The organism is Granulicella mallensis, from assembly GCF_014203225.1.
Lineage (GTDB): Bacteria > Acidobacteriota > Terriglobia > Terriglobales > Acidobacteriaceae > Granulicella > Granulicella mallensis_A.
On the sequence record NZ_JACHIO010000001.1, the window covers coordinates 181,477 to 207,094 of the forward strand.

The 25,618-nt window shown below is 54.1% G+C and carries 18 protein-coding genes; 11 read left to right on the forward strand and 7 right to left on the reverse strand.

The genetic code is table 11. The annotated features are described in order from the left end of the window. Positions 1-41: 41 nt before the first annotated feature. From HDF15_RS00680 to HDF15_RS00710, 7 genes are all read left to right on the forward strand, one after another. Positions 42-665, forward strand: a complete 624-nt coding sequence (locus tag HDF15_RS00680) for a response regulator transcription factor (RefSeq protein ID WP_014266642.1) — start codon at positions 42-44, stop codon at positions 663-665. Between the two features lie 95 nt (positions 666-760). Then, positions 761-1,528 carry an RraA family protein gene (locus HDF15_RS00685; RefSeq protein WP_184252359.1) on the forward strand — a complete coding sequence of 256 codons (768 nt, stop codon included), beginning with the start codon at positions 761-763 and terminating at the stop codon, positions 1,526-1,528. A 177-nt stretch (positions 1,529-1,705) separates the two neighbouring features. After that, the gene (locus HDF15_RS00690) at positions 1,706-3,010 is read left to right on the forward strand and encodes a selenocysteine synthase (protein WP_184252360.1); all 1,305 of its coding nucleotides are present in this window, start codon (positions 1,706-1,708) and stop codon (positions 3,008-3,010) included. A 121-nt stretch (positions 3,011-3,131) separates the two neighbouring features. Beyond that, positions 3,132-4,481 carry an amidohydrolase/deacetylase family metallohydrolase gene (locus tag HDF15_RS00695; RefSeq protein WP_221314217.1) on the forward strand — a complete coding sequence of 450 codons (1,350 nt, stop codon included), beginning with the start codon at positions 3,132-3,134 and terminating at the stop codon, positions 4,479-4,481. A gap of 91 nt (positions 4,482-4,572) precedes the next feature. Beyond that, positions 4,573-4,998 carry a DUF3299 domain-containing protein gene (locus HDF15_RS00700; RefSeq protein WP_184252362.1) on the forward strand — a complete coding sequence of 142 codons (426 nt, stop codon included), beginning with the start codon at positions 4,573-4,575 and terminating at the stop codon, positions 4,996-4,998. 30 nt (positions 4,999-5,028) lie between these two features. Continuing rightward, positions 5,029-5,760, forward strand: coding sequence for an ABC transporter ATP-binding protein (locus tag HDF15_RS00705; RefSeq protein WP_184252363.1), 732 nt, complete (start codon positions 5,029-5,031; stop codon positions 5,758-5,760). Further along, entirely contained in the window at positions 5,747-7,000 is a 1,254-nt protein-coding gene (locus HDF15_RS00710) for an ABC transporter permease (protein WP_184252364.1), read from the forward strand. The genes HDF15_RS00705 and HDF15_RS00710 overlap by 14 nt, the downstream gene beginning before the upstream one ends. A gap of 51 nt (positions 7,001-7,051) precedes the next feature. Here the strand turns inward: HDF15_RS00710 and HDF15_RS00715 are convergent, their stop codons facing one another. Both HDF15_RS00715 and HDF15_RS00720 read right to left on the reverse strand, forming a co-directional pair. Continuing rightward, complete coding sequence (locus HDF15_RS00715) at positions 7,052-7,537, reverse strand: RidA family protein (RefSeq protein WP_223295366.1); 486 nt, start codon at positions 7,535-7,537, stop codon at positions 7,052-7,054. Between the two features lie 222 nt (positions 7,538-7,759). Continuing rightward, positions 7,760-11,245 (reverse strand): TonB-dependent receptor, encoded by a 3,486-nt coding sequence (locus tag HDF15_RS00720; RefSeq protein ID WP_184252365.1) that lies wholly within the window; start codon positions 11,243-11,245, stop codon positions 7,760-7,762. A gap of 555 nt (positions 11,246-11,800) precedes the next feature. Between HDF15_RS00720 and HDF15_RS00725 the strand changes: the two genes are divergently transcribed. Together HDF15_RS00725 and HDF15_RS26330 are read left to right on the forward strand one after the other, a co-directional pair. After that, complete coding sequence (locus HDF15_RS00725) at positions 11,801-13,348, forward strand: FAD-binding protein (protein WP_184252366.1); 1,548 nt, start codon at positions 11,801-11,803, stop codon at positions 13,346-13,348. Between the two features lie 61 nt (positions 13,349-13,409). After that, positions 13,410-14,165, forward strand: a complete 756-nt coding sequence (locus HDF15_RS26330) for a beta-propeller fold lactonase family protein (RefSeq protein ID WP_184252367.1) — start codon at positions 13,410-13,412, stop codon at positions 14,163-14,165. Here the strand turns inward: HDF15_RS26330 and HDF15_RS00735 are convergent. The 5 genes from HDF15_RS00735 to HDF15_RS00750 all read right to left on the reverse strand — a co-directional run bounded on the left by HDF15_RS00735 (position 14,104) and on the right by HDF15_RS00750 (position 23,015). Continuing rightward, positions 14,104-15,054: an aldo/keto reductase gene (locus HDF15_RS00735; RefSeq protein WP_184252368.1), complete on the reverse strand. Its 951-nt coding sequence runs from the start codon at positions 15,052-15,054 to the stop codon at positions 14,104-14,106. The genes HDF15_RS26330 and HDF15_RS00735 overlap by 62 nt on opposite strands. A gap of 104 nt (positions 15,055-15,158) precedes the next feature. Next, positions 15,159-16,673 carry a UxaA family hydrolase gene (locus tag HDF15_RS00740; RefSeq protein WP_184252369.1) on the reverse strand — a complete coding sequence of 505 codons (1,515 nt, stop codon included), beginning with the start codon at positions 16,671-16,673 and terminating at the stop codon, positions 15,159-15,161. Between the two features lie 107 nt (positions 16,674-16,780). Beyond that, positions 16,781-19,429, reverse strand: a complete 2,649-nt coding sequence (locus HDF15_RS00745) for a glycosyl hydrolase family 95 catalytic domain-containing protein (protein ID WP_184252370.1) — start codon at positions 19,427-19,429, stop codon at positions 16,781-16,783. Between the two features lie 143 nt (positions 19,430-19,572). Continuing rightward, positions 19,573-19,779, reverse strand: coding sequence for a hypothetical protein (locus tag HDF15_RS25640; RefSeq protein WP_260330741.1), 207 nt, complete (start codon positions 19,777-19,779; stop codon positions 19,573-19,575). Between the two features lie 2 nt (positions 19,780-19,781). Continuing rightward, positions 19,782-23,015, reverse strand: coding sequence for a carboxypeptidase regulatory-like domain-containing protein (locus HDF15_RS00750; protein WP_311733006.1), 3,234 nt, complete (start codon positions 23,013-23,015; stop codon positions 19,782-19,784). A gap of 588 nt (positions 23,016-23,603) precedes the next feature. Here HDF15_RS00750 and HDF15_RS00755 point away from each other — a divergent pair. Next, positions 23,604-24,233, forward strand: coding sequence for a GntR family transcriptional regulator (locus HDF15_RS00755; RefSeq protein ID WP_184252371.1), 630 nt, complete (start codon positions 23,604-23,606; stop codon positions 24,231-24,233). 129 nt (positions 24,234-24,362) lie between these two features. Further along, a complete protein-coding gene (locus HDF15_RS00760; RefSeq protein WP_184252372.1) occupies positions 24,363-25,610 on the forward strand; it encodes an enolase C-terminal domain-like protein in 1,248 nt (415 codons plus the stop codon). Positions 25,611-25,618: the final 8 nt, after the last annotated feature.

Sequence of the window (25,618 nt, forward strand, 5' to 3'; positions counted from 1 at the left end):
AGTTTCTGGCAATTCGTTACGGCGCTGAGGGAACAACGTAAATGAAGCAGATTCGTGTCCTCCTTGTTGAGGATCATTTTCTAGCTCGCATCGCTCTGCAATCGGTTCTGGCCGGTCATTCCCAGATCCGCGTCATCGGGGAGGCCTCCGATGGAGAGCAAGGCATTGAACTTTACCGGGCCTTGAAGCCCGACGTCGTCGTCCTGGACCTGAGGCTTCCCCGCATCAGCGGCTTCGACGTGATCACGACGCTACGCAAAGCACCGCGGCCGGCGCGTATCGTGGTGCTCTCCAACTATCACGGGTCGGAGGATATCTATCGCGCCGTGCGGTCAGGTGCCATGGGTTACCTCACGAAAGATGCCAGCGGAGAGGAACTCATCAATGCGATTCAGACTGTCGACCGGGATCTGCGCTATCTGCCTCGCTTAGCCCTGGATCGCCTTGCCGAACGCACGCCCGCTGTCGAGCTAACCCCTCGCGAGAGAGAGGTCCTGATCTGCATCACACAAGGCCGTTCCAACCGCGAAATCGCCGAACAGCTTCACATCGCGGAAAAGACTGTACGCATCCACGTGTCGTCAGTCCTCGACAAAATGGGAGCGCGCGATCGCACCCAGGCAACAATTTATGCATTGCAACGCGGCTTAGTACACCTCGATTAACCTATGGTCTGTCTTATGGGTAGGTACTATCCCACCCCTGGCTGCCATGAACTTCATCCCCATTATCTTTACATCCATGTTTGGAGGGTTTCTGCATGTTGAAGCGTAAAAACACGATCGTCTTCGGGTTACTGATATCAGGCCTGGCAATCACCACCTTCGTAACGGCGACCCTCTATGCGGATACACCCCTGAGCGCCGCCGACTATGACCACGATCCTGTTCGGCTGTTGCAGGCTTACCGGCACGTTGAAGCGGCCTCCGTGTCGGATGCGGAAGAGCAGTTACTCCACGAAAGACATTACATGTCGCACAAGATGCAGCCCATCTTTCCAACCAAGTTCGCTGGCGTAGCCTTGACCGTGTTACTCAAGAAGGAAGAGAACAAGGATCCAAATGCTCTTTCAGGAATGCTCTCTGCGATCGATAGCGGAGGGGCTGGGTCCGTCTATGTCATGAAGGTCGAAGATGGCGAGGATATCGCAGGCATGGGCGGCTTGATGGGTACAGCCATGTTTTCGCGCGAGTTCGCCGGTGCCGTGGTGGACGGTGGAGTACGTGACCTGCCTCAATTGAAGAAAATCGGCTTCCCCGTTTATTCGACAGGTTCAGTCCCATCGACTTCGGTATCGCATTACCGTTTTGGCGGAGTGAATGTACCGATCGAAGTAGGTGGGACCCTCGTCAATGCTGGAGACATTGTTGTCGCCGATCAGGATGGCGTCGTCATCGTGCCTCGCGCACAAGCTACCGCAGTTCTTCTTCTCGCCCAAAAGCTGGACGACAGCGAGCACAGCATGTATCCGTATATTGAGAAGTTTCACTCCATCGTTGACGCTGTCCGGCAGTTCGGCAGGATTTAATACCAATCCCATATACGCCATTTGACCTAGTTCTATACCAAGCTTCTGACCGATGACAGCTTGAACAAAAGGTCTTCCAATAGGTACAGCTAATTCGAACGATGAATTAGCTGTACCTATTTCCCGTGTATTTTTCTTTTTCAGACGCATTGCCCACTGTAGAGCCGGAGGGTTTTCTTGCCGATTTTGAAAGAGCCATCCACCGAACCGTTCTCTCGCCGTCGCTTCTTTGGCTGGACGAGTTCCTTCATCGCGTCTTTCGGGATTCCCTCTTTCGCGGAGTCCGCAAAGCCGACGCCGCCAGAGACCACAGGTGGCGAAGATTATTACGACAAGCTCGGCGTCCCCAAGATCATCAATGCGGCTGGTACCTACACGACTCTGACCGCCGCCTGCATGCCCCCGGTGGTTCTGGCCGCAGTTCAAAAGGCCGCACTTCACCCAGTTCGTCTCCATGATCTTCAGATCAATGCCGGTGAATACATCGCGAAGCGCCTCAAGTGCGAAGGCGCAGTTGTCACGTCGGGGGCCTCAGGAGCCATCAGTCTGGCCACTGCAGCCTGCCTGCAATACGCGAACAACATCGATCCTCTGGCCATGCCCCAGGCTATAAGCGGCTTGAAGAATCAAGTCATCGTTCAGGCTGCACATCGTTATGGCTACGACCATGCCATGTTCCTTTGTGGTGCTCGCGTCACCGAGGTCGTTACACTCGACGACTATAAGCGAGCTTGCGCCAGTGGCACAGCCATCATGACAAACTTCTTCAATGCCGCAGAAGAGGAAGTTGGCTTTGCTGGAACTGCCCAGATAGGCCGCGAAGAGTGGCTAAGGATTGCGCACGAATACAACATCCCCTGCCATCTCGATGCGGCCGCCGACATGCCACCTATTTCCAATTTATGGAAATATACCGGCATGGGTTTTGATCTCGTCTCTTTTTCCGGAGGAAAAGGTATGCGAGGTCCGCAGAACGCCGGCCTGCTGTTGGGTAAAAAACATCTCACGGACTTGGCGAACGAGAATAATAACCCGGCTGATGGCGTCGGCCGCGGCATGAAAGTAGCCAAGGAACAGATTGTGGGGATGGTCGCGGCAGTGGACTGGGTGCTGTCACACACCGAAGAATCCATGCAAGGCGATTACCAAAAGCGAGCCGACCTGATTGCTGCTGCCGTGAAAGATATCCCATCGGTCACGATTGAAATTGTAGTTCCCCGAATAGCAAACCACGTTCCGCATCTGTTGATACAGTTTGATCCCGCTGTCACGCAGACAACAACCAGCGAAATTGTCCATTACCTCCGCATGGGTAGTCCTTCGATTGAGCTCAACCCCAACACGGGTGGAAAGCCCAACCAGGGCATACCCTCGAGCGCTAGCACTCTTGTCGTGGGAGTCTGGATGCTGCAGCCCGGGGAAGATAAAGTTGTGGGTCAGCGCTTGAAGGAAGCCTTCAATAAGCCAAAGAGCCACGTTTGATTCTTCGCACTACCATTGCGAGCCAACTTCGGCTCCTGACCTTGGAATGTTTCTGTAGAGAGGTTTTATTGTGATACGACTAATCAAGAATACGGCTGCCTGTTGTGCTTTGATAATTTCAATGTCTCTTCCTGCGCAGGAAGGCGTTAAGATCAAACCAATCCCTCCCAACCCTCTTCCTTACGATCTTCTATTGAGGCATGGGCATCTTCTTGACGATCGAAACCATATCGACGGCCTGCGCGATATCGCCATAAAGGACGGGAAGGTTGCTGCGGTTGCAGCTCATCTTGATCCGGCCAAGGCGCTCAAAACCATCGACGTAAAGGGCTTATACGTTACGCCAGGACTGATTGATCTCCACACTCATGTGTTTACCGGAACCGGTGAGCGCGGCTCCTACGCGGGCGATCTTTCCGTCTATCCGGATGGCTTTACGTTTCGCAATGGCGTCACCACGATCGTCGATGCCGGAAGCTCCGGGTGGAAGAACTTTGACGACTTCAAAGCCAAAATTATCGATCGCTCGAAGACTCGTGTCCTCGCGGAGCTCAACATCGTCGGTTCAGGCATGCGCGGGCCGCTCTTCGAAAACAACATTGACGACATGGACGGGCAACTAACGGGCGAGAAGGCAAAGCAGTTTCCCGGCGTCATTGTTGGCATCAAAAGCGCACATTTCACGGGACCCGAGTGGAAGCCTTACGATCAGGCCGTCATTGCCGGCAACATAGCGAACCTCCCCGTCATGATCGACTACGGCGTCCGCCGGATTGAACGGCCTCTTATTGAACTCGTCTCAACCCATCTGCGGCCTGGCGACATCTATACGCATTGTTTCTCCGGCCTTCGCGGAGAACAGAATCCTGTTACCGGTCTGGCCTCAGAGTCTCTACTCGTCATGCGCAAGCGCGGGATCTACTGCGACGTAGGTCATGGAGGAGGATCGTTCTCCTGGACTGTGGCCGCGCCTATCGTTCGCTCCGGCTATCTGCCTGACTCTATTTCGACCGATCTGCATGTCGATTCTATGAATAGCAGCATGAAAGACATCTTGAATGTAGCCGACAAGTTCCTGGCGCTCGGCGAAACGATCCCACAAGTGATAGCTCAGATGACTTCGCATCCGGCCCATGAGATCGAACAGGAACAGCTCGGAAATCTTTCGGTAGGCTCCATGGCCGATGTGGCAGTCCTGTCTGTCGAAAGAGGGAACTTCGGCTTTGTCGATATGTACGACACCAAGATGATGGGTACTCGAAAACTCGTATGCGAACTAACGGTACGAAACGGTAAAGTGGTCTATGATCTGAACGGCATCTCCTCAGACATGTGGAATGCAACGAAGCATTCATCAGACGATCGCTTGGCGAGACATTGGACAACCTTCAATGAGCGGCCCTTTGGGGCGACGCACGGCCGGCTCTTCCCGCAATCGACACCTGTTGGTCAACCAGCCCCTGCGAAGTAAACCCTGGAAAAGCCTAATATCAAGTCAGGTGTTTGTATTTCTCGGAGCTGCCATCAATAGCCGGTCTGAGGTTGCCGATAAAAGGAGCGCCATGAAGAAAGCTCGTTTCGTGATTGCCATGGCGCTTTCTGCTTCCATGCTCGCCTCTCAACCTGTGCCGGTCACTGTTGGGTGGTCGACCCTGAAGACCTTGAACTCGACGCAGCAGAGTTCTCCAGCACGAGCACTCGATAATCAGTTGGTTTCCATCCCAGGCTTCATGGTCCCATTAGAAGACGACGCCGACCAAGTGACCGAGTTCCTCCTTGTACCGTTCGCAGGCGCATGCATTCACGTTCCGCCTCCGCCGCCGAATCAAATGGTCTACGTAAAGTTGCAGCATAATCAAAAAGCGAAGATGTCATTCACGGAACCGATCATGGTCACTGGACACCTGCATGTCGCTACGGTGGATAGTCCCTACGGAGATGTCTCCTTCAGCATGGACGGCGACACAGTACGTCCTTACGACCAGTAACGACGCCGCCAAGAGGAGCACTGCGGGTTTATGACCTACGACCATGCCATCCAACTCCGAGACGTCCGGTTCTCTTACAAACCGGATTCACTCACTCTCGGTATCGATGAACTCACAATCGCGTCGGGGCGCCGCGTTTTTCTGCACGGCCCATCCGGAAGCGGTAAGACGACACTGCTGTCCATTATTTCCGGGGTGCTGACACCTCAAAGCGGCTCAGTCCACATCGTTGGACAGGACTTGAAGAAGCTTTCGGCTTCCAGTCGCGATACGCTGCGTGGCTCTCGCATCGGATACATCTTTCAGGGCTTCAACCTTATCCCTTATCTGACCGTCGCAGAAAATATCGCCCTGCCCTGCCAGCTTCATCCGATCCGGCGCAATCGCATCAGCGCCGCCACGGTGAACAGCGAAGTTGCACGACTGGCTGGACGGCTTGATATCCATACGCATCTTGACGCCCCTGTGACCGAGCTCTCCAGAGGCCAACAACAGAGGGTCGCTATCGCCCGTGCCATTATCGGTTCACCGGAGCTGGTCATCGCCGACGAACCCACATCGTCGTTGGACACAGACCGGCGTGAAGCGTTTCTCGATTTGCTGAATGAAGTGATCACCGACACTATTCGCCAGGACAGCTCGAAGACCACACTTCTTTTTGTCTCGCATGATCGATCCCTCGCCAACCACTTCGATGAGGCGATATCGCTCGAAGAGATTGCGACGACACATCGTCCGGAGAGCAAACATGATCTTGCTTAGGCTGGCTCTCAAGTCGCTCCGCGCTCGCACCCTCACAACGACGCTTACCGTGTTCTCCATCGCTCTGTCAGTCATGCTGCTCGTCGGTGTCGATCGCCTGCGCGATGCAGCCCAGGCCGGCTTCTCTGGTACCTTGTCCCACACCGACCTCATCGCCGGTGCTCGTGGGGGAGATCTTCCTCTACTTCTCTCCAGCGTCTTTCATATTGGAAATGCTGCAAACAGTATCTCGTGGGACACCTACCAGCATTTCGCACATCACCCGGCCGTGGCGTGGACAATCCCGATATCGATGGGAGACTCCTTCCATGGCTATCGCGTCGTGGCCACAGACGACAACTTTTATAAGCACTATCAATATCACCGCACGAAGTCGCTTGAAATAGCGCAGGGCCGTACTCCAGAAGCGCTATTTGATGTTGCCGTAGGCTCAGAGGTTGCGAGGCATCTCAACCTTCATCTCGGGCAACAGATCACGCTGGCACATGGCATAGAAGAGAAGTCGGTTCTTAATCACGCAAACACCCCCTTTACGATTGTGGGCATTCTTGCGTCTACATCTACTCCTGTCGACCAGGCTCTCTACATCACATTACTCGGCGACGAAGCCATGCACTTCGGCTGGACTGACGGCACACCACCCGCGATCGGTGAGGCCGTCCCCAAGCTCGACCCCTCCAAACTTAAGGTCGATGAGGTTACAAGTTTCCTTATCGGCACCAAGTCTCGCATCAGCACACTTTATCTGCAACGCGAGATCAATACATTCAAGCCGGAACCACTCACTGCCATTATTCCAGCCTATACATTGCAGCAGCTTTGGAGCCTACTCGATTACGCTGACACCGCACTCTCGCTGGTTTCGGTTGCTGTTCTCATCGTAGGGCTTCTGGCTATGCTGATCGCACTCTACACCGCGTTGAATGAGCGGCGGCGAGAGATTGCAATCCTGCGGGCTGTCGGCGTCCACGCACGACAGATCTTCCTTCTTTTTCTGCTTGAATCCACGCTGATTGCCGCTGCTGGAACTGCCCTGGGGATAGGAGCCGTCTACGCGATGCTCTTTCTGCTTCGCGGAATGATCGAAAGCCATACAGGACTCCCGATCGCCCTCGTCGGCCTTTCGCTTCGGGTTGAGATCTATGCGATAGGCACGATCGTCCTGGCAGCGCTTCTAGGTTTGATTCCTGCAGCGCGCGCCTATCGCAACTCGCTCGTAGATGGTCTGAACGCCCGCTAAAAAGCTGTGCCTCCTGAGAGGCACAGCTCTATGCTTCGCACTACTAAGCGGCTAGATATAAGCGATCAGGTCGATCTCAACGAGAGAGCCACCCGGAATGCCTCCGGCAGGGGCAACAGTCGTACGCACAGGTGGGACCTTCCCCCAGCGTCCCGCGTAAACGGTGTTCATCTTGGCCCAGTCGTTGATGTCATTGAGGTAGACATTTACCTTCAGCACTTTTTCCATGGACGAGCCCGCACCAATCAGGTTCTTCTCAAGTTCATCGAGAACGTGCTTTGTATGCTCCTCGATTGTCCCGGTGAAATGTGCACCTACACCGGCCAGAAATAACAGGTTGCCATACGAAACGGCCCCTGAAAATAGTGGCGGAGCGGCTGCCGGATCCACATTCTTGTTTGCCGGATAGGACTTCTTCTCAAGCTTGCCGGTAGTCTGCGCTTCGGCCGGGGCCATTGCGATGACTCCTCCAGCGGCAACGGCGGCTACCTTGGCGGCGTTCTTCAGTAGACCTCTACGGGATGGACCTGACATCATATTCTCCTTCTGGAAAGACTATGGGTTGGTGAAAGCCTTCGGAAGCAATCAGGCCTTCGTTGAAGGAACTGCTCATATAGTTCAATACTATCTTCTGCTTGTTCGAAGAGCTTGAGATCCAAACGCAAGTAACTATATATCGCGTCGGCCTACGTAGATTGAGAGAGAGCGGCTGCCGAGAAGACGCTCTCGACAGCCGCAGGATTAGCACCACGAGAAACACTAGAAGATGATCTTTCCAGCCAGTTGAATAACCCTGGAGCCAGTAAGTTCGCCAGGAATCGTCTGCACGGTTGTGATCGTCCCCGCATTTCCCGCACTAATTCCAGTCCCGCTTTGCGAAGCAGCGTTTAATGTTGAGTTGGGATTTGATCCACTGGGATGATTGAAGACGTTTGCAGCCTCAGCACGGAACTGGAACTTGGCGCGACTCCAGATAGGAAAGTTCTTGAAGATCGACAAATTCGCATAAGAGAAACCCGGCCCAAACAGCGAGTTACGAGCGACGTTACCGAATGCATAGTTGTAGCTCGCCACAGTTCCGTTTCCTTTCAGGGTCGTAGGAGCCACTGGCAGAACATAGGCCGATACGTCAAAGCAGGGCTTCGTGTTTCCCGCGAGATAGGTTGTCTTCAGACTGCAATTGGAACTCGGAGAGTGAAGCCAGCTAGGACGCGTTGTACCCTGATCAAAGCCCGCGGTGTTATACCCCATGGACACATTGTAGGGCATGCCTGTCTGCAGATTGATGATCGTATTGATTTGCCATCCACCAACCCCTTCGCGAAGCAGGACGTTCGAACCTCGGAGAGAAGGAAGCTCGTAAGTCAGCACTCCGACAAACCGATGCCTAATATCCCAGTTCGCATTGCCATAGTCTGCAGCAACATTGAACGGCTGCGTAACGGTACCTCCGCCGTTAGAATCAGAGGAGATATCGAGAGTGTGCGACCAGGTATAGCTCGCCTGCCCCGAAAGACCGTGATACGCCCTCTGTCGAAGAACAAGGTTGAGGCCGTCATAGTGCGCCCAGGCAAAGTTCCTCAGATCTCGAATGGAACCAAATAGCTGGTTAGGACGCACCAGGCAGTTTGCCTGGCCGCAGGAGCCTGGGGCCGAGTTGAGATTGATCTTCGTTGGCTGAGAAAATGTATTGCTGGAGGTTAGCTGGTTTGGAAGATTGTCATACCAGCTTGTGTCCAGATCCAACGAGTGAGAACCGATGTATTGAGCCTCGGCCGCAGCGCCCTTCCATAGTTCCTGCCCAACCGAAAGATTCCACTGATAGCTCCGCTGCGTTTTATTAGCCGGATCATAGGTGACCGCGCTACCGTAGGTACAGGTAGGACTGCAGGTGCCCGTCACTGGCGAAGCAGTTGCTTGCCCCGGTGTGGGATTAGTAAACGACAGCGGATTCGCAGCAGTTCCCGACGCTGCGAAATACTGAAAGTTCGCTCCGAAGGGATAGTTATTGCTCGTCAACAAGGTAAAGCTGTTAAGTTGGTTGGCGTTGTAATAAGCTCCTACGCCGCCGCGCACAACCGTCTTGGGCAGGGCACGGAACGCAAAACCAATCCGCGGACCCCAGTTATCGTGCGTCGGACTACCGAGCTTCAAGCCCGGAACTGGCGTCCATGTAGCAGCAGTTGTGGCAGGTGAAGCCGGCAGCAATGCTGTCTGATCGGCATTCATAATACGCGAGTAGCCATTCAAGCTGTAAGGCACCGTTGGCAGATCATACCGTAGTCCAATATTCAACGTTAATTGCGAGTTGGCTTGCCAATTGTCTAAAACGAAGAAGCCATCCCTATACTCCCCTACTGCGCCCTTGATACTCGTAACCGGTGTTTGATCGCTTGCAGGAAGACCGAGAACAAAGTCAGCACGAGCGTCGTTGGTCACCGTACCATTGAAGGTGAAGAGCCCAAGCGCTTCGTTCGTCGCAATACGCCCGGTTTCCAGCTTTCTGATCTCAAGGCCTGCAATGAGGTTGTGCTTCCCATGGGTATAGCTAACCTGATCGTACCCATCAAGGTTACGGTCATCCTGGAACCAGTTTGTGCCATTATTGCCAATATTCATTCCGGTTGCGGAACTCACTTGAACATTAGGAATACCGGGCATATTTTGTGTAGTGTCATAGTTGAAGCCGGGGATCCCCAGATCCGTTCCCGCCGTCTTTAAGCCGTTGACATACCAGTAGTTCAACGAATCCGTCGTGAATTGATTTAACCCGATATGGAAATCGTTGACGAGGTTAGGCGTGATGATGTGCGTATATCCGATGGCGTAGTTGCGGCTGTTTGCTGGCCCATAGCCGCCGGACACCGGAACCTCATTACCGTTAGCATAGGTGAGATCCTGCCAATGGAAGCGGAAGAACAGCTTCACCTTTTCACCAATATTTTCATCCACACGTTCTAGTGTTTGTGCGATGAAGAGGTTATTGCCATAGTTGACGCTCGCAAGATTATTAGCCGTCCCATTTGAAGGACTGTTGGGCGTATTGGGGAGCGGCACATAGGCTTCATACTTCTTTGCGATGGCCGCAGCACCAGTGGACAACTCGCTGGCGGGAATCATGTTATTGACGTAATAATTGCCCGTTTGTGGATCTTTGATACATACTGGCGTAAACCCTGATGCGCCAGCCGGCAGTTGGCAGGATGTTCCGTTCCAAGACCCGAGGGCAGAGAAATCACCGTTCTCCATCGCACCGGTCAACACGGTCGCCGTGCCCGTAGACTGCGCCTTCTGATTCAACTTCTCATAGGCGCCGAAAAAGAAAGTCTTGTTTCTTCCGTTATATAGCTTTGGAATAAGAACAGGACCACCGAGCGTAAAGCCCCATTGGTTATAGTTCAACGGCGCCTTGGGAGTTGCAGCCGATGTCGGCGTGGCTTTCACATCGGTGAAGTTCCGTGCATCCAGCGCCGTGTTTTTTATGTAGTCATAGACCACACCGTGGAAGTCATTCGTCCCGGCCTTGCTCAACAGGTTCACATGCACGCCGAGGTATGCACCGTACTGGGCCGAGTAGTTACCGCTTTGCATCTGTACTTCCGAAACCATGTCCGTTCCAGGGCGGGCAGGCGTTACGTTGCCCAGGTTATTCATGACCGAGACGCCGTCAAGCGTTATCTCATTCTGCGTCTCGCGCTGGCCTGCTCCAATAAAGTCAACCCCCGGAGGATTACCGGAATAGTTGGTTTTCGACCCGACAGTCACATTGGAAGCCAATGCAGCGACTTCAAGGGCATTGTGGCCCTGGACAGGGAGATCTTCAACCTGCTTGGTCTCAAACGTTTCACCGAGGCTAGCGTCATCTGTCGCCAGTGGCGGGGTACTTGCCGTCACCGTTATCGTATCGCTGGCAGCGCCCACAGTCAGGCCAAAGTTGGTACGAACGGCTAAATCAACCTGTACAAGCACACCCACTGTTGTTACCTTCATGAATCCAGGCTGCTCAACAGTGAGGTCATAGACACCGGGTTGGATGAAGGTAATTGCGTAATAACCTTCATTGTTAGTGATGGCCTCGGATCTGACCTTGGTATTTTCTTCGACCGCAACCACCTTCGTTCCAGCTATGGCGCTTCCGCTGGAGTCCAGCACAGTTCCGACGAGAGAAGTATTATTCGCAACCTGGCTCCAAAGGAACAAGGGGCTCAACAGCAATACGAGACAGCAACAAAATGCCTTCTTCATGGTGGGCTCCTAAGTTGATCCTGGCAAGCCAGGGTACTTCGCTGTGATATTCGTCTACCGCTTCATGTCCAACATGAACCACCCTCGGTGCAACGCCAAATCGTCATTTCTAGAGTGTTGCCATTGGATTACAGTTCCATGTAACTGTCATGGGTCAGTTGCCAGTGCTGCGACTAGGCTAATTGCCCTACCTGAACGGGAATTCGAGCGAAAAGCCTATGAACACAGGCCAAAACTGGTTTAAACCCTCTTCGTTCTCACGATGTGCAGTGGCTGTTCGACTGCTCAATTTCTTCGAAGACGCAAGCAAGCTTGAAGCCCTATAGCCTGAACTAATGGATGGCATTGGGGAATATTATGAGTAGTCCTTAGGTCAAACGCCCTACACATTACATACTTGCCCGTTGACAGCACTGCGCATGCAATCGCATAGTGTCAGTAACCAGGTAGCAGCCATGACTCCACAGAGCATTCGGTGATCCGTTGGGATGAGTTGTTTCGTCTTCACAGGTCGTTCCGACTCTCATTCAGCATTTACGATTTCGCCGGAGCACCATGTCGAGTATTGTTGACCGCCAGGATTCACGATTCGCAGTAGCTCATCGTGGACACAACGCACGTTTCCCCTCAGTAGCTGCTGAGGCTGCTGGTCGCGTTGAATACTGCGAGAGTGTTGAAGATGCCGCAACCGCACTTCAACAGGTGATCAATGCCGGCTTACGGCCAACTGTAAGGTCCTCGGGACACTGCTATGAAGATTTCATCGCAAACAATCCCAATGGCGCGATCCTCGACGTCAGCTTGCTCAATCAAGTGACATCAGGCCGGAGCGGCTCGGCACCTTATCGCATCCAACCCGGCGCGATGCTGGGCAATATCTATCAGGAGCTATATAAACGTTCCAATGTAGTTCTGCCGGGCGGGAGTTGTTTTACCGTCAGCGCGGGTGGCCGTATCAGTGGGGGTGGCTACGGAATCCTGTCTCGCCTCTATGGCATTACCGTGGATTGGCTCTCGGCCGTTGACATCCTTACAGTCGATGCGGCTGGCAAAGTAGTTCCACTCCACGTCGATTCCAATCATCATCCAGAGTTGTTTCGCGCACTTCGCGGAGGACAGGGTTCTAACTTTGGCCTCATCACGGGCTTTACCTTCAACCAACTCCCACCTGCCCCATTTGAGATCATGCAGGCGGCAGTTTCGTTTGATTGGGAAACAATGACTCCCGAGAGGTTTGTGAAGATTCTCACGACCTACGGAAAGTATTGGGAAGAAAATGATCAGAACAAAGAGACCTGGGGTCTCTTCGGCTACATGGGTATCACCAGCCGTTCATCAGGTCGTTTCGGCATAAGTACGGTCTTCACCAATCCCGATGGGACTGTAAAGGATGTCTCCGTTCTTGCGGATTTCCTCGACCGTTTTGAAACTTGTAAACCGATTGCCGATGCCCCTCTCGGCTATGCAGCCCATCGGTTACTGGGCCAGGAGATGGATCATCACTTCAATATGCCTTCTGTCTGCTATGGGGAACATCCCATGGTCAGGAGTTCCTGGATCTCTGCGGCGAGCGAGGGAAGCGGAAACAGTATGAGCAGAGGCGTGCGTGCTAAATACAAGTCTGCCTACATGAAGAAGGCTTTTACTGAGGAAGAGGCACTAGCACTCTATCGAATGCTCTCCGACGACAGATCGCGTGGTCTCGTAGTCGCGGTCGATTCGTACGGCGGGGCCACAAACAATCCAGCGCGCGCTCGTGATACTGCGATTCCACAGCGCACCTCGGTAATGAAGCTGCAATATCAAACTTACTGGCAGGATGAGAAAGAGGACAGCTTCAGGCTGGCGGGCATCCGGGACACATTCATGGCAGCCTACTCAACTTCAGTTGCCGACCCAAAACATATCGGAACCCCCTTCCCCAATGATCACTACGATGGCTGCTACATGAACTATCCCGACGTCGATATGATCGAGCACTCTTATTGGCCACAGCTTTACTACGGCACTGGCGATCTCTATCCATTGCTGCAGCGGGTTAAGAAGGACTATGACCCCCATAATGTCTTTCACCACACGATGTCCGTCCGTGCCGATGTCTAGGTGACGAAACGCAGTATCCTCGTCGATTCAAGACGAGAGCAGAGTGAGAAAGGCATCTGTCATGACACGAAGAACCTTTGTCCAATTTCTTGCGACCTTGTCTGCGGCACAAAGTCTTGGAGTTCTCCAAGGCTCGGCATCTTGTTCCGCGCGATCAACCAGGTTTAGATATGTTGCCACCGCAGAGAACGCCATCCATGTTTTTCGCTCAAACACCCAAAACGACTGGAGCATCGTCCAGGTCGCATCATCTTCCTCTCCTGCTTCGATCCTGCTGGCACCTGATCAAAGAACGCTGTATGTTGCCAATGCAGTAGGCAATTTTGAGCATCGCCCCTCGGGCTCAGTTCAAGTCTTCTCCATTAACAGCAGGTCAGGAACGCTCACTTGCGTGCAACGTCAACCACTCGCACTTTTCACGATAAAACCCAGCCAGCTTGCCATATCTCCAGACGGAACGAACCTCGCCGTAGCTGCTGCCTACGGAACCATAAATCTTCTACCTATTCACAAGGACGGTACAGTCGGTCATGTCACAGCCTGCATGAAACGGCTATCGTTCAACAACATCCCTTCGCATGACCAACCGACATATCGGCAAGATCTAAGATTTCTGGATAACGACACGCTCCTCGCAGCCGAACCACACTCACACCGCACGATCGCACTCTCGGTCTCAAAAGATGGATCGCTCTCATTTAGCACCCATGAGCCGATCTCGCTGAGGAAGCACCCTGACACTCTGGAGATTGCGATCAGCGAGCCTCTCCGAGAGGTGGCTGATTCTCTGGAAGCCCGGAACGCCACGAAGTATTGAATATCGGCGCGATGAGTTCGTTCAGCTTTTCCATCAGTTCGGCCGATGGCCGAAACTTCAGTGCCTCCAGCGCATCGTCGACTTCCTCAATATTCCGCGGCCCCACGAAGGTACTTGCGACGGATGGATGCTGAAAACAGGCATGGAGAGCCACGATCGCTGGATCAGTTCCATATTCCCTGCATAGGCTGCCCAAGCGCGCCGCAACAGCCTTGATCTTGGAGGGAGCTGGATGCCAGTCCGGCCCGGGGTTGCCGCCCAGCAAACCCATGTGCAGCGGAGAACCGTTCATCAATCCGAGTTGCTGACGTTCTGCAACTGGCGTTAGCGCAACGTCCATGTCGTCCATCATCAGATTCCAATGACAGTAATTCAGGACGACATCAATGGAAGCAGATTCAGCGATGCGCGCGAGCATGTGCGGCCAATAACCCGTGACACCAATGAAGCGGACTTTGCCCTCCGCTTTAAGTCGCTGGAGCGCAGGTATGGTTTCATGAATTACCTGATCGATCGATCCGAACTCCACGTCATGAACTTGGAGAATGTCTACATAGTCGGTACGCAGCCGGCGAAGAGAGGCTTCAAATCCACGGACCACGGCCGCCTCAGAGAAATCAAACTCGTCAAATCCGTATCGGCCACATTTCGTCCCCAACACAACTTCATGCCGGCGTCCCTCCAGCGCAGTACCGAGTCGCTCCTCGGAGAGGGTCCTGCCATAATACGGCGAGGTATCGACCAGATTGATTCCGGAATCGATCGCGTGCATCAAGGCCCGTTTACAGTCTTCGACAGACACCGTTCCATACCCATCGCCAAAAGCGACCGTACCAAACCCAATCGTAGAAACGTTTAATCCTATCTTTCCTAAAGGACTGTATTTCACAAATAACTCTCCTTACGCGATCATCCGACTTATTTTCAGGTCGATCATCTTGCTGCTCTGTCGAATCGCAATCGACGGTTTTGGGAAACGCATAACTGCCGCTCTCATAGAACCGAGTTGAGCATCCACGGTTGAAACTCCTCTTCGCCAAAGCCCAGCTCTTCGCTCTTCGTTAGCTTTCCCGATGCCGTATCGAGAATTGCAGAATATATATGCGATGCGACCTCGCTCAGGGACTCCGCGCCATCGAGGATCGTGCCGCAGTTTATGTCGATATCGTCACGCATGCGTTGATAGAGCTGCGTGGTTGTAGAGAGCTTGAGGCTTGGCACAGGCTTGGCTCCAAACACGGACCCCCTGCCGGTGGTAAAACAGACCATATTCGCCCCAGAGGCGATCTGGCCTGTCGCTGAAACAGGATCGTAACCAGGTGAATCCATGAAGATTAAACCTCTGCATGGAAGAGAGTCTGCATAGCGCATTACCGCGCGCAGCGGCGAACTCCCACCCTTGGCCACAGCTCCAAGGCTCTTTTCGAGAATGGTTGTAATTCCCCCGAGTTTGTTACCCGGCGAAGGGTTATTGTCCAAAGAATTGTTGTGCCGTTCAGCGTACTGCTGCCACCACGCAATTCGCTCCATGAGCTGAGCGGCAACGGAAGCTTCGGCTCGTGAAGTGAGAAGGTGTTCAGCACCAAAGATCTCTGGCGTCTCAGATAGGATCGCGGTTCCACCATTCGCTATCAGATGATCCATCGCCAGCCCCAGTGCAGGATTGGCGGTTATGCCCGACCAGCCATCCGAACCACCGCATTGGAGGCCCACAACGAGCTTGCTCACGAGTTGCAACGTTCGTTGCGCTTCGTTCGCCTCGGGTAAGAGACGTTCGATCTCGGATATGCCGCGTGCGATGGCAGCCTTTGTACCGCCTTCGTCTTGTATCGTCGTAGCGGTGATATTACCGGTGGTCAACGGCACAATACGGCTGATCTGGTTGGCTTCGCAGCCTAGCCCCAATAGCAAGGTAGCCGCAAAATTGGGATGATTCGCGTAGCCGCTGATTGTTCGGCGTAGCATCTCTGCGCCTTCACCACTATCACTCATCCCACAGCCGCCAGAGTGCGTTAGCGCGACGACGCCGTCCACGTTGGGAAAGGCAGCCAATCTTTCCGCTGTGAAATGCGCTGCAATCCGTTTGGCGACCGTGGCGGAACAGTTGACACTCGTAAGAATGCCCAGGTAATTCCGCGTGCCGACCGAGCCGTTTGGCCGAGCATAGCCGAAGAAGGTTTCCTTTTGCTCGACGATTGGCGCACTCTTTGAGAGTGCCCCAGGAGACGGGCTCTGTTCCACCCGCTTTGCAGGAGCGCGGTCTTCGCTGCTCCCGATTGAAAGATTGTGGCTGTGAACGTGTTCGCCCGCTGCGATCTTCTGCGTGGCAACGCCTATGATCCTTCCATACTTAAGGATCGGCTCTCCTGAAGCGATGTCGTGCGTGGCGATCTTGTGGCCACCTGGAATATCGTCTAAGGCTTTTAAACCATCGACGGAGGAGCCTGCGACGATGGTCTCAGTGACTATCGCAACGCTGTCACGCGGGTGGAGCTGAAGAAGAGACATAGAACATCCTTTATGTCGTGTCAGTGGCGAAACTCTCGCACTGCCATGTCACGCTATTCTGCAATGAACGGCCTTGCGCCCACAAGGGGAAGCCGCTGCCGCCCTAACTAGGCGACACGGATCGAGTAGTGTTCTCCGGCATCGGTCGGCACGCTGCATAGGCTTCCGTCGCGTCCTACATCCATGTGCTTTTGGTCTCGGGATCGCAGGACCTGGACTGATCTCTGTTGCCATGGAGAGACAAATCGCAGCAACACTCCTTTTTCGCTGAGAACCTCGAATTGTGTCACCGTGTCGCCATCGAAGGTCGCACTGACAAGGAACGCTCCTACCGCACGCAGCTTCTCGAATCGTGCGGCACCGAGATTCAGAACATTCGGAAAAAGCCTTATGGCTCCTGTATAACTCTGCAACATGCATTCGTTGAGGACGACAGGGACAGCAAAGTTTTCGCACCATAGACCCATTCTCATCATGAAGTCGAAATCGGTTGAGAGACTGTAGCGCCCGCCCGACTGCCGAACCCGGTCATTGGAGACTCCATCCGGGAGCATGCAATATTCGATCTGCCCTTTGAACCAATCGAGATCGAGCATCCCAAGCCGCGCCCGGATGAGAGGCTGCGAGACAAGGTCATTGCCACCTTCGAGTCGTATCGTCTGCGCCGTACGAGTTGCGATCTCCAGAAACTCCTTGCCGCTATCCAGCCCAACCTGCTCGCCAGGAAAGACGGGAGCCAGCGTGATGGGCACGTTGTAGACATGCTCTGGAGGAGCGTTAAGAATATCGAGCCACACCTCTCCATACGGCCCTGACGACTTCGGATAGGGCGCCAGGTTGTCGCCGATCTCTTTCCAGCGTTGGCACTCCTCATGATCCTGACCGAGAATGGTCGAGGCGTTGACCATCGCATTCATGAGGAATCGAGTGAGAGCCAGATCCAGAATGCAATCTTTGTTCAGTTTGAAGTTGACCGTGCATCCCCAGTTCTCAGACGAGATCGATGGAAAGACGTGATATTTTCCGTCCTCCTCTTTTGTGAGATACGCGGCAAGAAAACGTGCAGCGGCACGCAGGATTGGGTACACCCGCTGCAGATATCTCTGGTCCTGCGTATAAAGAAACTGCCACCAGAGGCTTTGCACCGCCCAGGGTGTCATGCAGATCTGATAACCCCAGGGTGGAACCGGATAGGGCACAATCTGGCTTGGAACAGGGTAAGCAGAAAGCGGAAAGAACGCACCAGGTAGATTGAAACTATCCTGGGCGAACTTCTGAGACATCGGCAATAAATTCTCCACCAGCTCTAGAAAAGGCTGATGCATGTCGATTCGGTTACTGGAGAAGACTCCCCAATACACCTGCTGGCAGTTGTAATCGAGGTGATAATCACTATGCCACGCACCTCCAATCGATCCTGACGACCAGTTCGCGAACAGGCCCGGTGCTGTTCTGGACTTCCGAAGGCAACAGGTGAGGAAGTATTGGTTGTGATACCAGACACGCTCGAGCGCTTCATCCTGAAAGCGGACTGCGGAGGCCGACCAAAGTTCACGCCAGTGGCGCTCGGACGTCTGCCTCAGAGTTTCGAACGAGAGCTTCGAGGCGGCAACCACAACCTGCTCCGCATAAACAGCGGTATTGAGATCTTCGGCACTATAAGAATGGGTTTGGGGGATAGTAATCCAGTTGGCAGGCTCATCGTCGCCATCGTGCTGACTTTCTAGCCGGCGAAGGAGCAGGTCTCGGGGCGTGGTGACGGCAACTTCGAGGCGAATAGCACTGTTTGATTTCGAAGAGAACATCAGGCTATCGCTTGCCTGAATCTGGCTTACCGTCCAGACTCCCTCTATCCGGCCATGAAGAGAGAAGTTCCGATCTTTGTCCGAGCGAGGCGGATTGGGATTCTCCTTGGAAGGGCCGATCGCGGGAAATTCCTGAAAGCACCTGAAGTCGCTCGCGTCCGCCGTCACCTGGTGCTTAAGAACGGGCCGCGGCAACTGATCCGGATGTATCTCCACATGACCTGAATCAAACGGCCCAGCCTGGGATCCATCGATCGCAGGAGAGTAGGTCACGGATAATTCCGGAATCGGATCCGACTTAACACTGATTCGCCCGAAGTCCCAATCGACAAAGGCCGTGAGTGTCGCAGTGCGCTGGCGGTCGTTCAGAGGCGTGATCTTCAGTTCGAGTGTGAAGACACCATTCGCGGGGTTCAGGCTATAGGTCACAGGCGCGACCCAGCGCGAGTCCCACTTCAGCCAGACCGTGCCACAAGGCCATGGTCGAGGCCAGGGTTTCGAGTAGGACTCCCCTACCCTTCCCACATACTCGCGGAAGAAGCCTGCATCCTCTACCGACTCTCCGTCATGATTGCCATAGCGGCTAAGTTCAGCACTTGCACGCTTCCACATCTCCAGAATTTCAGAAAAGGGACGAACCTCTTTTTCGCTTCCTTCCGTCACCCTGATGTCCCAACAATCACTCTTTGAAATGTGCAATCCGAGCGCATCGGGCCGTACTACCGCGCACACACCCACATCACCATTGCCAAGCAACATCCCCTCAAAGTAGGTCGGGCCGGGCTTCGTGCGAACGAGTGGATGGTGACCTGCAATCTCGAATCCATCGAGCGCTCTGCCGTCGGTCATGGAGAGACGGCCAGGCGATGGAGAAGCCCTGGAGGTAGATGTGATCTGCATCAGAGAGGCCATCGCGGACGTTTGCAGGAATGTGCGCCGTGTCGTTTTCATTGAAACCTGGGGCCGAAGTGCGGCCCATTCTCTCTTGGATATTAGAGCCTAAACAGAACGCTTGCCGTGTTGATGAGAGGAGCGAAGAAGGAAAGACTCCTGCCTCTGGCGAGCAGGAGTCTTCGCTTCAACAGGTGAATCGGTCAGAACGCATATTTCAGCGATAACTGGAAGAAGCGTGAGTCCGGGGTATTGTTCTGGAAGAACTGCGGTCCGGTAATTTGGCCGCCATTGTTATTGAGTGAGCCATTCGGCGCGCCAAGTGTAGGGTGATTCAGGACGTTGAAGCCATCCGCGCGGAACTGCAGGTATTGTTCGCGCCAGATAGGAAACGACTTGAACAGTGACATGTTCACGCGGTAATAACCTGGGCCGTAAAGAATGTCCTGCTCGCCTCCGAGCAATGCGATTGCTGTCGGCTCATCGCGTACTGGTCCTTGAAACACGACCGGGACGCCGTCGGGGTTGACTGAGCCAACCGGGTGGGTCGCATCTGAAATAGACTCACCCGGTATGGGTTCGCCATAGCACACGGATTGAACCAGTTTGCCTTCGTGTGAACTTGGGCCGGGCAGGTGATGTTTGGATTGGTTGCGTTTGGCGCACCTCCGCCCGCATAGGGGTTGCCGAAGATGTAGGCTCGCGCCGGACCGGCTGTGCTGATATTGGGAGACACCCCAAAAGGAGTTCCAGTTTGCGCGACCCAGGTCATGGAGGCCGACCATCCACCGACGGTCTCGTCCGCCAACCTGGAATTGCTCAGGAACCTCTTACCCTTGCCGATAGGCAGCTCGTAGTTACCGTTGATCGTGAATCGATGACGTACGTCATAGACAGAGTTTGTGTACTCATCACGATATGGAATCAGCGCCAGATTGCGATCGCCGACCGCGCCGAAGTTACCCGCCGCATCGCTGGAGTCATCCAGCGCATGAGACCAGGTATACGTCGCCAGGAACGAAAGACCGTGGGAGTATCGTTTCTCCAACTTCGTTTGCAGCGAGTTGTAGTTGCTGATTCCCCCGTAGTGGATTTGACCGATACCGCCCAGATCTGGAAATGGACTGAAAGGCCGCGTGTCGGTTCCCGGCCGGAATAGCCCAGGAACCGTATTGGGCGATCCAGCTACAGAAAGATGACGCGACTCATTCCCAACATAGCTGATCGTCCAGGCAAGATTTGGGGTAAGAGCCTGCTGCACCGAAAGGCTGTAGTTCATGGTGTAGGGCGTTTTGATGTTCGGATCCTCGGCGTGGAACCCCGGATACGACACGTAATTCTGCAGACCACCATTGTCCGTGATTACGTGTTGAACGCCCTCTTCGAGAGAGATGCCCTGCGCAAAGACCGATGGGCAGTTGCTGATTAAGCAACTAGTCGGATTAAACGAAGCCTCATTCGAAAACGGAAAGTTCGCACCGAGGTTGGTATTGCCTTCAGACATCAAGCCACCATAGAAGATGCCAAATCCGGAGCGAACCACTGTGTTCTTCGCAGCCTGAAAGGCAAAACCTACGCGTGGAGCGAAGTTTGTCTTCTGCCCCGTGACCAGTCGCTCATTATCGACATACTGAACGGTGACGTTGTCCTTAGCCAGGATACTCAGGAATGGAGCTCCGAGGTTGACGTTCCGAGCCCGCGTTGGAAGTTCGTACACAGCCGAACCGGTTCCAAGTCCGAGCGGCCCCGTAACCACAAAGTTCCCCTGCTGCCCGGCATTCTCTTTGTAAGGTTGGTAGTAGTCGTACCGAAGGCCAAGGTTCAACGTGAGACGGTGAGACAGCTTCCAGTCGTCCTGGACGTAACCGGCGCGATACCACTGCGCATCGTTGACGTTAGGCGCATTTGCCAGGTTGGAGCTGCTCATTTGGTCGGCCAGGAAGTCCGCGACAGCAGAGCCGGTGAAACTAACACCTGGAAGACCGGTGAACGTTCCATTGTAGTAATACAGTCCGAGTGAGGCCGGAGCGAATTGGTAGGAGAATCTCACTGCCTGGAACGATACGCCTGCTCTTATGGAGTGATTGCCCAGGTTCCAGGTGACGTTATCGAGAATCTGGTAGACGTTCTGCCCTTCGTTATTCGTCCCTTCCGATCCCCAGGAGTTGATCCCGCCTACGCCTCCGTAGGGCAAACCATATTGCCCTGGACCGGGAGCAGGAACACCTCCCAGGCCAAGTGCAGTAGCGGCTGTGGGCTCAAACGCATGGTCCTGAATAAATTTGGAGCGCCCCCAGTTGTAGCCAAAGCGGAACTCGTTCGTCAGGCGCGTATTGAAGACGTGGGTCTCACTCAACATAAAGTTCATGAAGAGATTGGGATCGCTCAATCCACCATATCCACTACCGTCAAGAACAGGGCCCAGGGGAAGACCATTCAATTTCTGCTCATGCTCATAGCTGTACCGTGCATAGGCTTGATCCTTCGAACTGATATTCCAATCCAGGCGCTGGTCCCATTGGAAGGTATTGTCTTCGCTGGCAAGGTTGACGTTGTAGTTGTTGTAGGTCTTACCGTTATTGGTGTTCGGACTGGGATAAAGACTGAGAATGTTCTGAGCAATGGGATTGAGCTGGTTCGCGCAGAACACGTTCGCCTTGCCATTGCATGTAAGGGGTTGGCCGGGATTAGCGGAGTTCGGTTGATAAAGAGTGACGGGTTGGGAGTCCGTTAAGTTCGTATTCAGCAGCTCCGTAAAGTTGCCTTGCCGCATCAGGGCTGTAGGAACGGTCGTGATATTCGCGCTACTGATCGAGATCCGATTCGCTTCGAGGTCTCCGAAGTAAAAGAGCTTGTTGCGCCAGATGGGAAAGCCCAACGTCGCACCGAATTGGTTCTCGTGATACGGAGGAGTTGTCAGCGCATTCCAGGGAGTGGCATCAAGATCAGTGTTGCGTATGTACTCCCAGACATCGCCATGGATATGATTTGTGCCCGACTTGATGCTGGCGCTCATGACAGCTCCAGCCGAATGACCGAACTCGGCGCTGAAGTTGCTCGTCTGAAGACTAAACTCCGAGAGGGCATCTGGAGGCGGGCGCACCACGAAGCTGGAGCCGTTCAGGAAGTCGACCAGATTCGAATTGTTGTCGACACCGTCAAGGATGAAATTGTTCTGCTCGGCCCGTTGTCCATTCGCCTCGAAATCGCCGGTGCCGCTGGCGCGAGTTCCACCCATATTGGCGGAGGCGGAAACAGCTCCTGCCGTGAGTTGAGCGATATAAACCCAGTTGCGTCCGTTCAGGGGCGTGTTGTTGATCGTCTTTGTATCGATGGTCTGGCCGACCGCGCTGGTTTCCGTCTGCAGCAAGGGCGCGTCTGTCGTCACCGTTATGGTTTGAGATACCTCACCCGGTGTGAGTCGCAGATCCGCTTCAAGGCGTTGTTCTGCGTCGACATGAAGATTCTGGCGAGCCAGCGTTTGAAAGCCTTTGACCGAAACGGTGACCGAGTAGTTGCCGATCTTCAGGGGTGAGAACGTATAGTTTCCGCTCTGATTCGACCTCGTCTGGAGTGTCAGGCCTGTATCCGGTGAGCTCAGTGTGACGTTTGCCCCCGGAATAACAGCACCCGTGATATCAGACACCACTCCGGTAATAGCCCCTTGATCGACTTGCCCAAAGGCAAACATCGGGACAAGAAGTGCCACTAGAAGGAGTAGTAACGATCGGCCCCCTGCAACCGGCCATCGCCGGCCTGAATGGGCGTCGTTTTGTTGTTGGACGAGTGTAGACATGGCATTGAATTGGCTTCTATGTTCGCTTGGGAGCGACCGGCCTCCCTCATGCCTTCCAAGAAATTCCCCACGGATGATCATGCTGCCTCCTGAGCACTCCAACTGCATAGTGAGCGCTCACTCGGAGGACACAATAGGCCGATCCTCTACGCTTCGTCAATAAAAATTATTAAATATATGAAAACAAAGGAAATATAATAAACATCGCTTACATTAACGCCTCACACGAGCGCTCACTCGCGAACTACGGCCTGCATAGGAGCTATCAATTTCCTTTAAAACAGACTTTCAAGGCTGAAAGCAACGGTCAGCCAGATATAGCGAGCGCTTGATATTTTTGCTGTTGACGAGCTACACGCCGACCCATTAGCATCCCGTTTGACCCATATGAGCGCTCACTTACACGAAAACAAGTCGAAGGATCTCCGAAAGCACGAGATGGCAGAACGTCTTCTCTCGGAGATTGTCGGAGGAGTTCTTTCCCCTGGAGAGAACATCTCGGAACGAATCTGGGCGCACAAGTACGGTGTCGCTCAGGCCTCGATCCGGGAGGCGATCAACATCCTCGAACGGGACGGTTTCGTCACGAAGGAGTCCGGTCGTAGCGCAAGGGTCGTCAACCTGAGCGAAGAAGATGTGTTCCAGCTTTACCAGGTGCGGGCCGCCCTGGAAGGCATGGCTGGGTATCTTGCCGCCTCAAGCGGTGCAGACGTCTCCGATCTCCAGAACATCGTTGAAGCGATGAGGATTGCTTCTCAGGCTCACGACAGCAAGGCACTCACCGATTGTGACCTTCGTTTCCACCTGGAGCTCTGCCGCTTATCAGGCAACGGCCACCTCTTAGGCTATGCACAGAAGCTTCTCCGGCCCTTCTTCGCCTTTGTTCGCATGAGAGTCAGTGTCAGTGGACAGGGGACGTCTGCATGGGGCCAGGACGTTGAAGCCCATCAGCGCATCGTCGATCTCATCCGCGAAGGCGAAGCGGAGTTAACCGAGCACTACGTGAAAAGGTCCATGACTCGTTTTGCCTCAACGGCACGAATGAATTGGCTTCCCCATGACAAATAGCCTCAGCAACAAAGTCATTCTCGTTACGCGAGGAACTAGCGGAATCGAGCGCGATCCATCACAGGCTGCATTTTGCCAGTCGGCGGTGGCGCAGAAATTGGCTACAAACGATAACCCTGAAGAGGAATAATGGCAGACCCTATTATCCGTTCGATTTCCACCTATGACGCTCGGTTCCCTTTACCTGCAGGAGCCGGCACCGATTCTATCCATGCGACATCAGAGTATTGCCTCGCGGTCACTCTGCTCTCCACCGACGGTGGCCCCACCGGATCCGGTTTTGTCCTGACACTTGGCAATGGGAATGACCTGGTTTGCAAGGCCATCACCATGCTTGCCGAACCGCTGCAAGGGAAATCGATCGAGGCTGTCATGGCCGACTTCGGGCGCATCTCGCGAAGCATCGCGGACCATGCAGCGCTTCGCTGGCTCGGACCGCACAAGGGGGTCGTCCATCTGGCCCTGGCATCGATCACCAATGCGTGTTTCGACCTCTGGGCGAAGAGCCGCGGCGTTCCTCTTTGGAAGCTCCTTCTCGATCTCAGCCCGGAAGAGCTCGTTCGCGTTCTCGACCTCACCTACGTGGAAGACCTTGTCGACGAGAAACGTGCCATCGCGATGCTTCGCGAGAAGCTTGACTCTCGCCCTGAGAGGCAGCGCATTCTCGAAAACGGCTATCCCGGATATGACACCTCCGTCGGCTGGATGGACTACAGCGACGATAAAGTGACAGAGCTCACCAAATCCGCGCTAGATCAGGGCTTCTCCGCCTTCAAGCTTAAGGTGGGGTCTCCTGAAGAGAGCAGAGACCTGCGGCGGGCGGCCATGTTACGGAAGCTGGTCGGCGAAAAGAGCACGGTCATGTTCGACGCCAACCAACACTGGAATCTGCCCGACGCTCTCCGTATGTGCCACGAGCTATCAAAGTTCAAGCCTCTGTGGATTGAAGAGCCGACTCATCCCGATGACATCCTCTCCCACGTCGAGATCGCGAACGCAATAGCTCCTGTGAAGATTGCTGCCGGAGAGCATATCTCCAATCGTGTCTTGTGCAAGAACTTTCTCAAGGCGAAGGCTCTGTCCTTCCTGCAGGTGGATTGCACGCGCGTGGCGGGAGTGAGCGAGTTTCTCACCGTGAGTTTTCTTGCGAAGCTCTTCGACGTCCCCGTGGTTCCTCACGTCGGCGACATGGGACAGATCCACCAACACCTGGTTCTGTTCAATCACATCGCTCTCGGCCACGAAGCGGCCTTCCTCGAACACATCCCGCACCTTCGCAAGCACTTCGTCCACCCCGCAGAAGTGGTGGGTGGTGTGTACCGCACACCGCAGGAGCCCGGTTCTTCCACAGACCTGAAGGTCAACGTCAACCACTGAGACCTTGA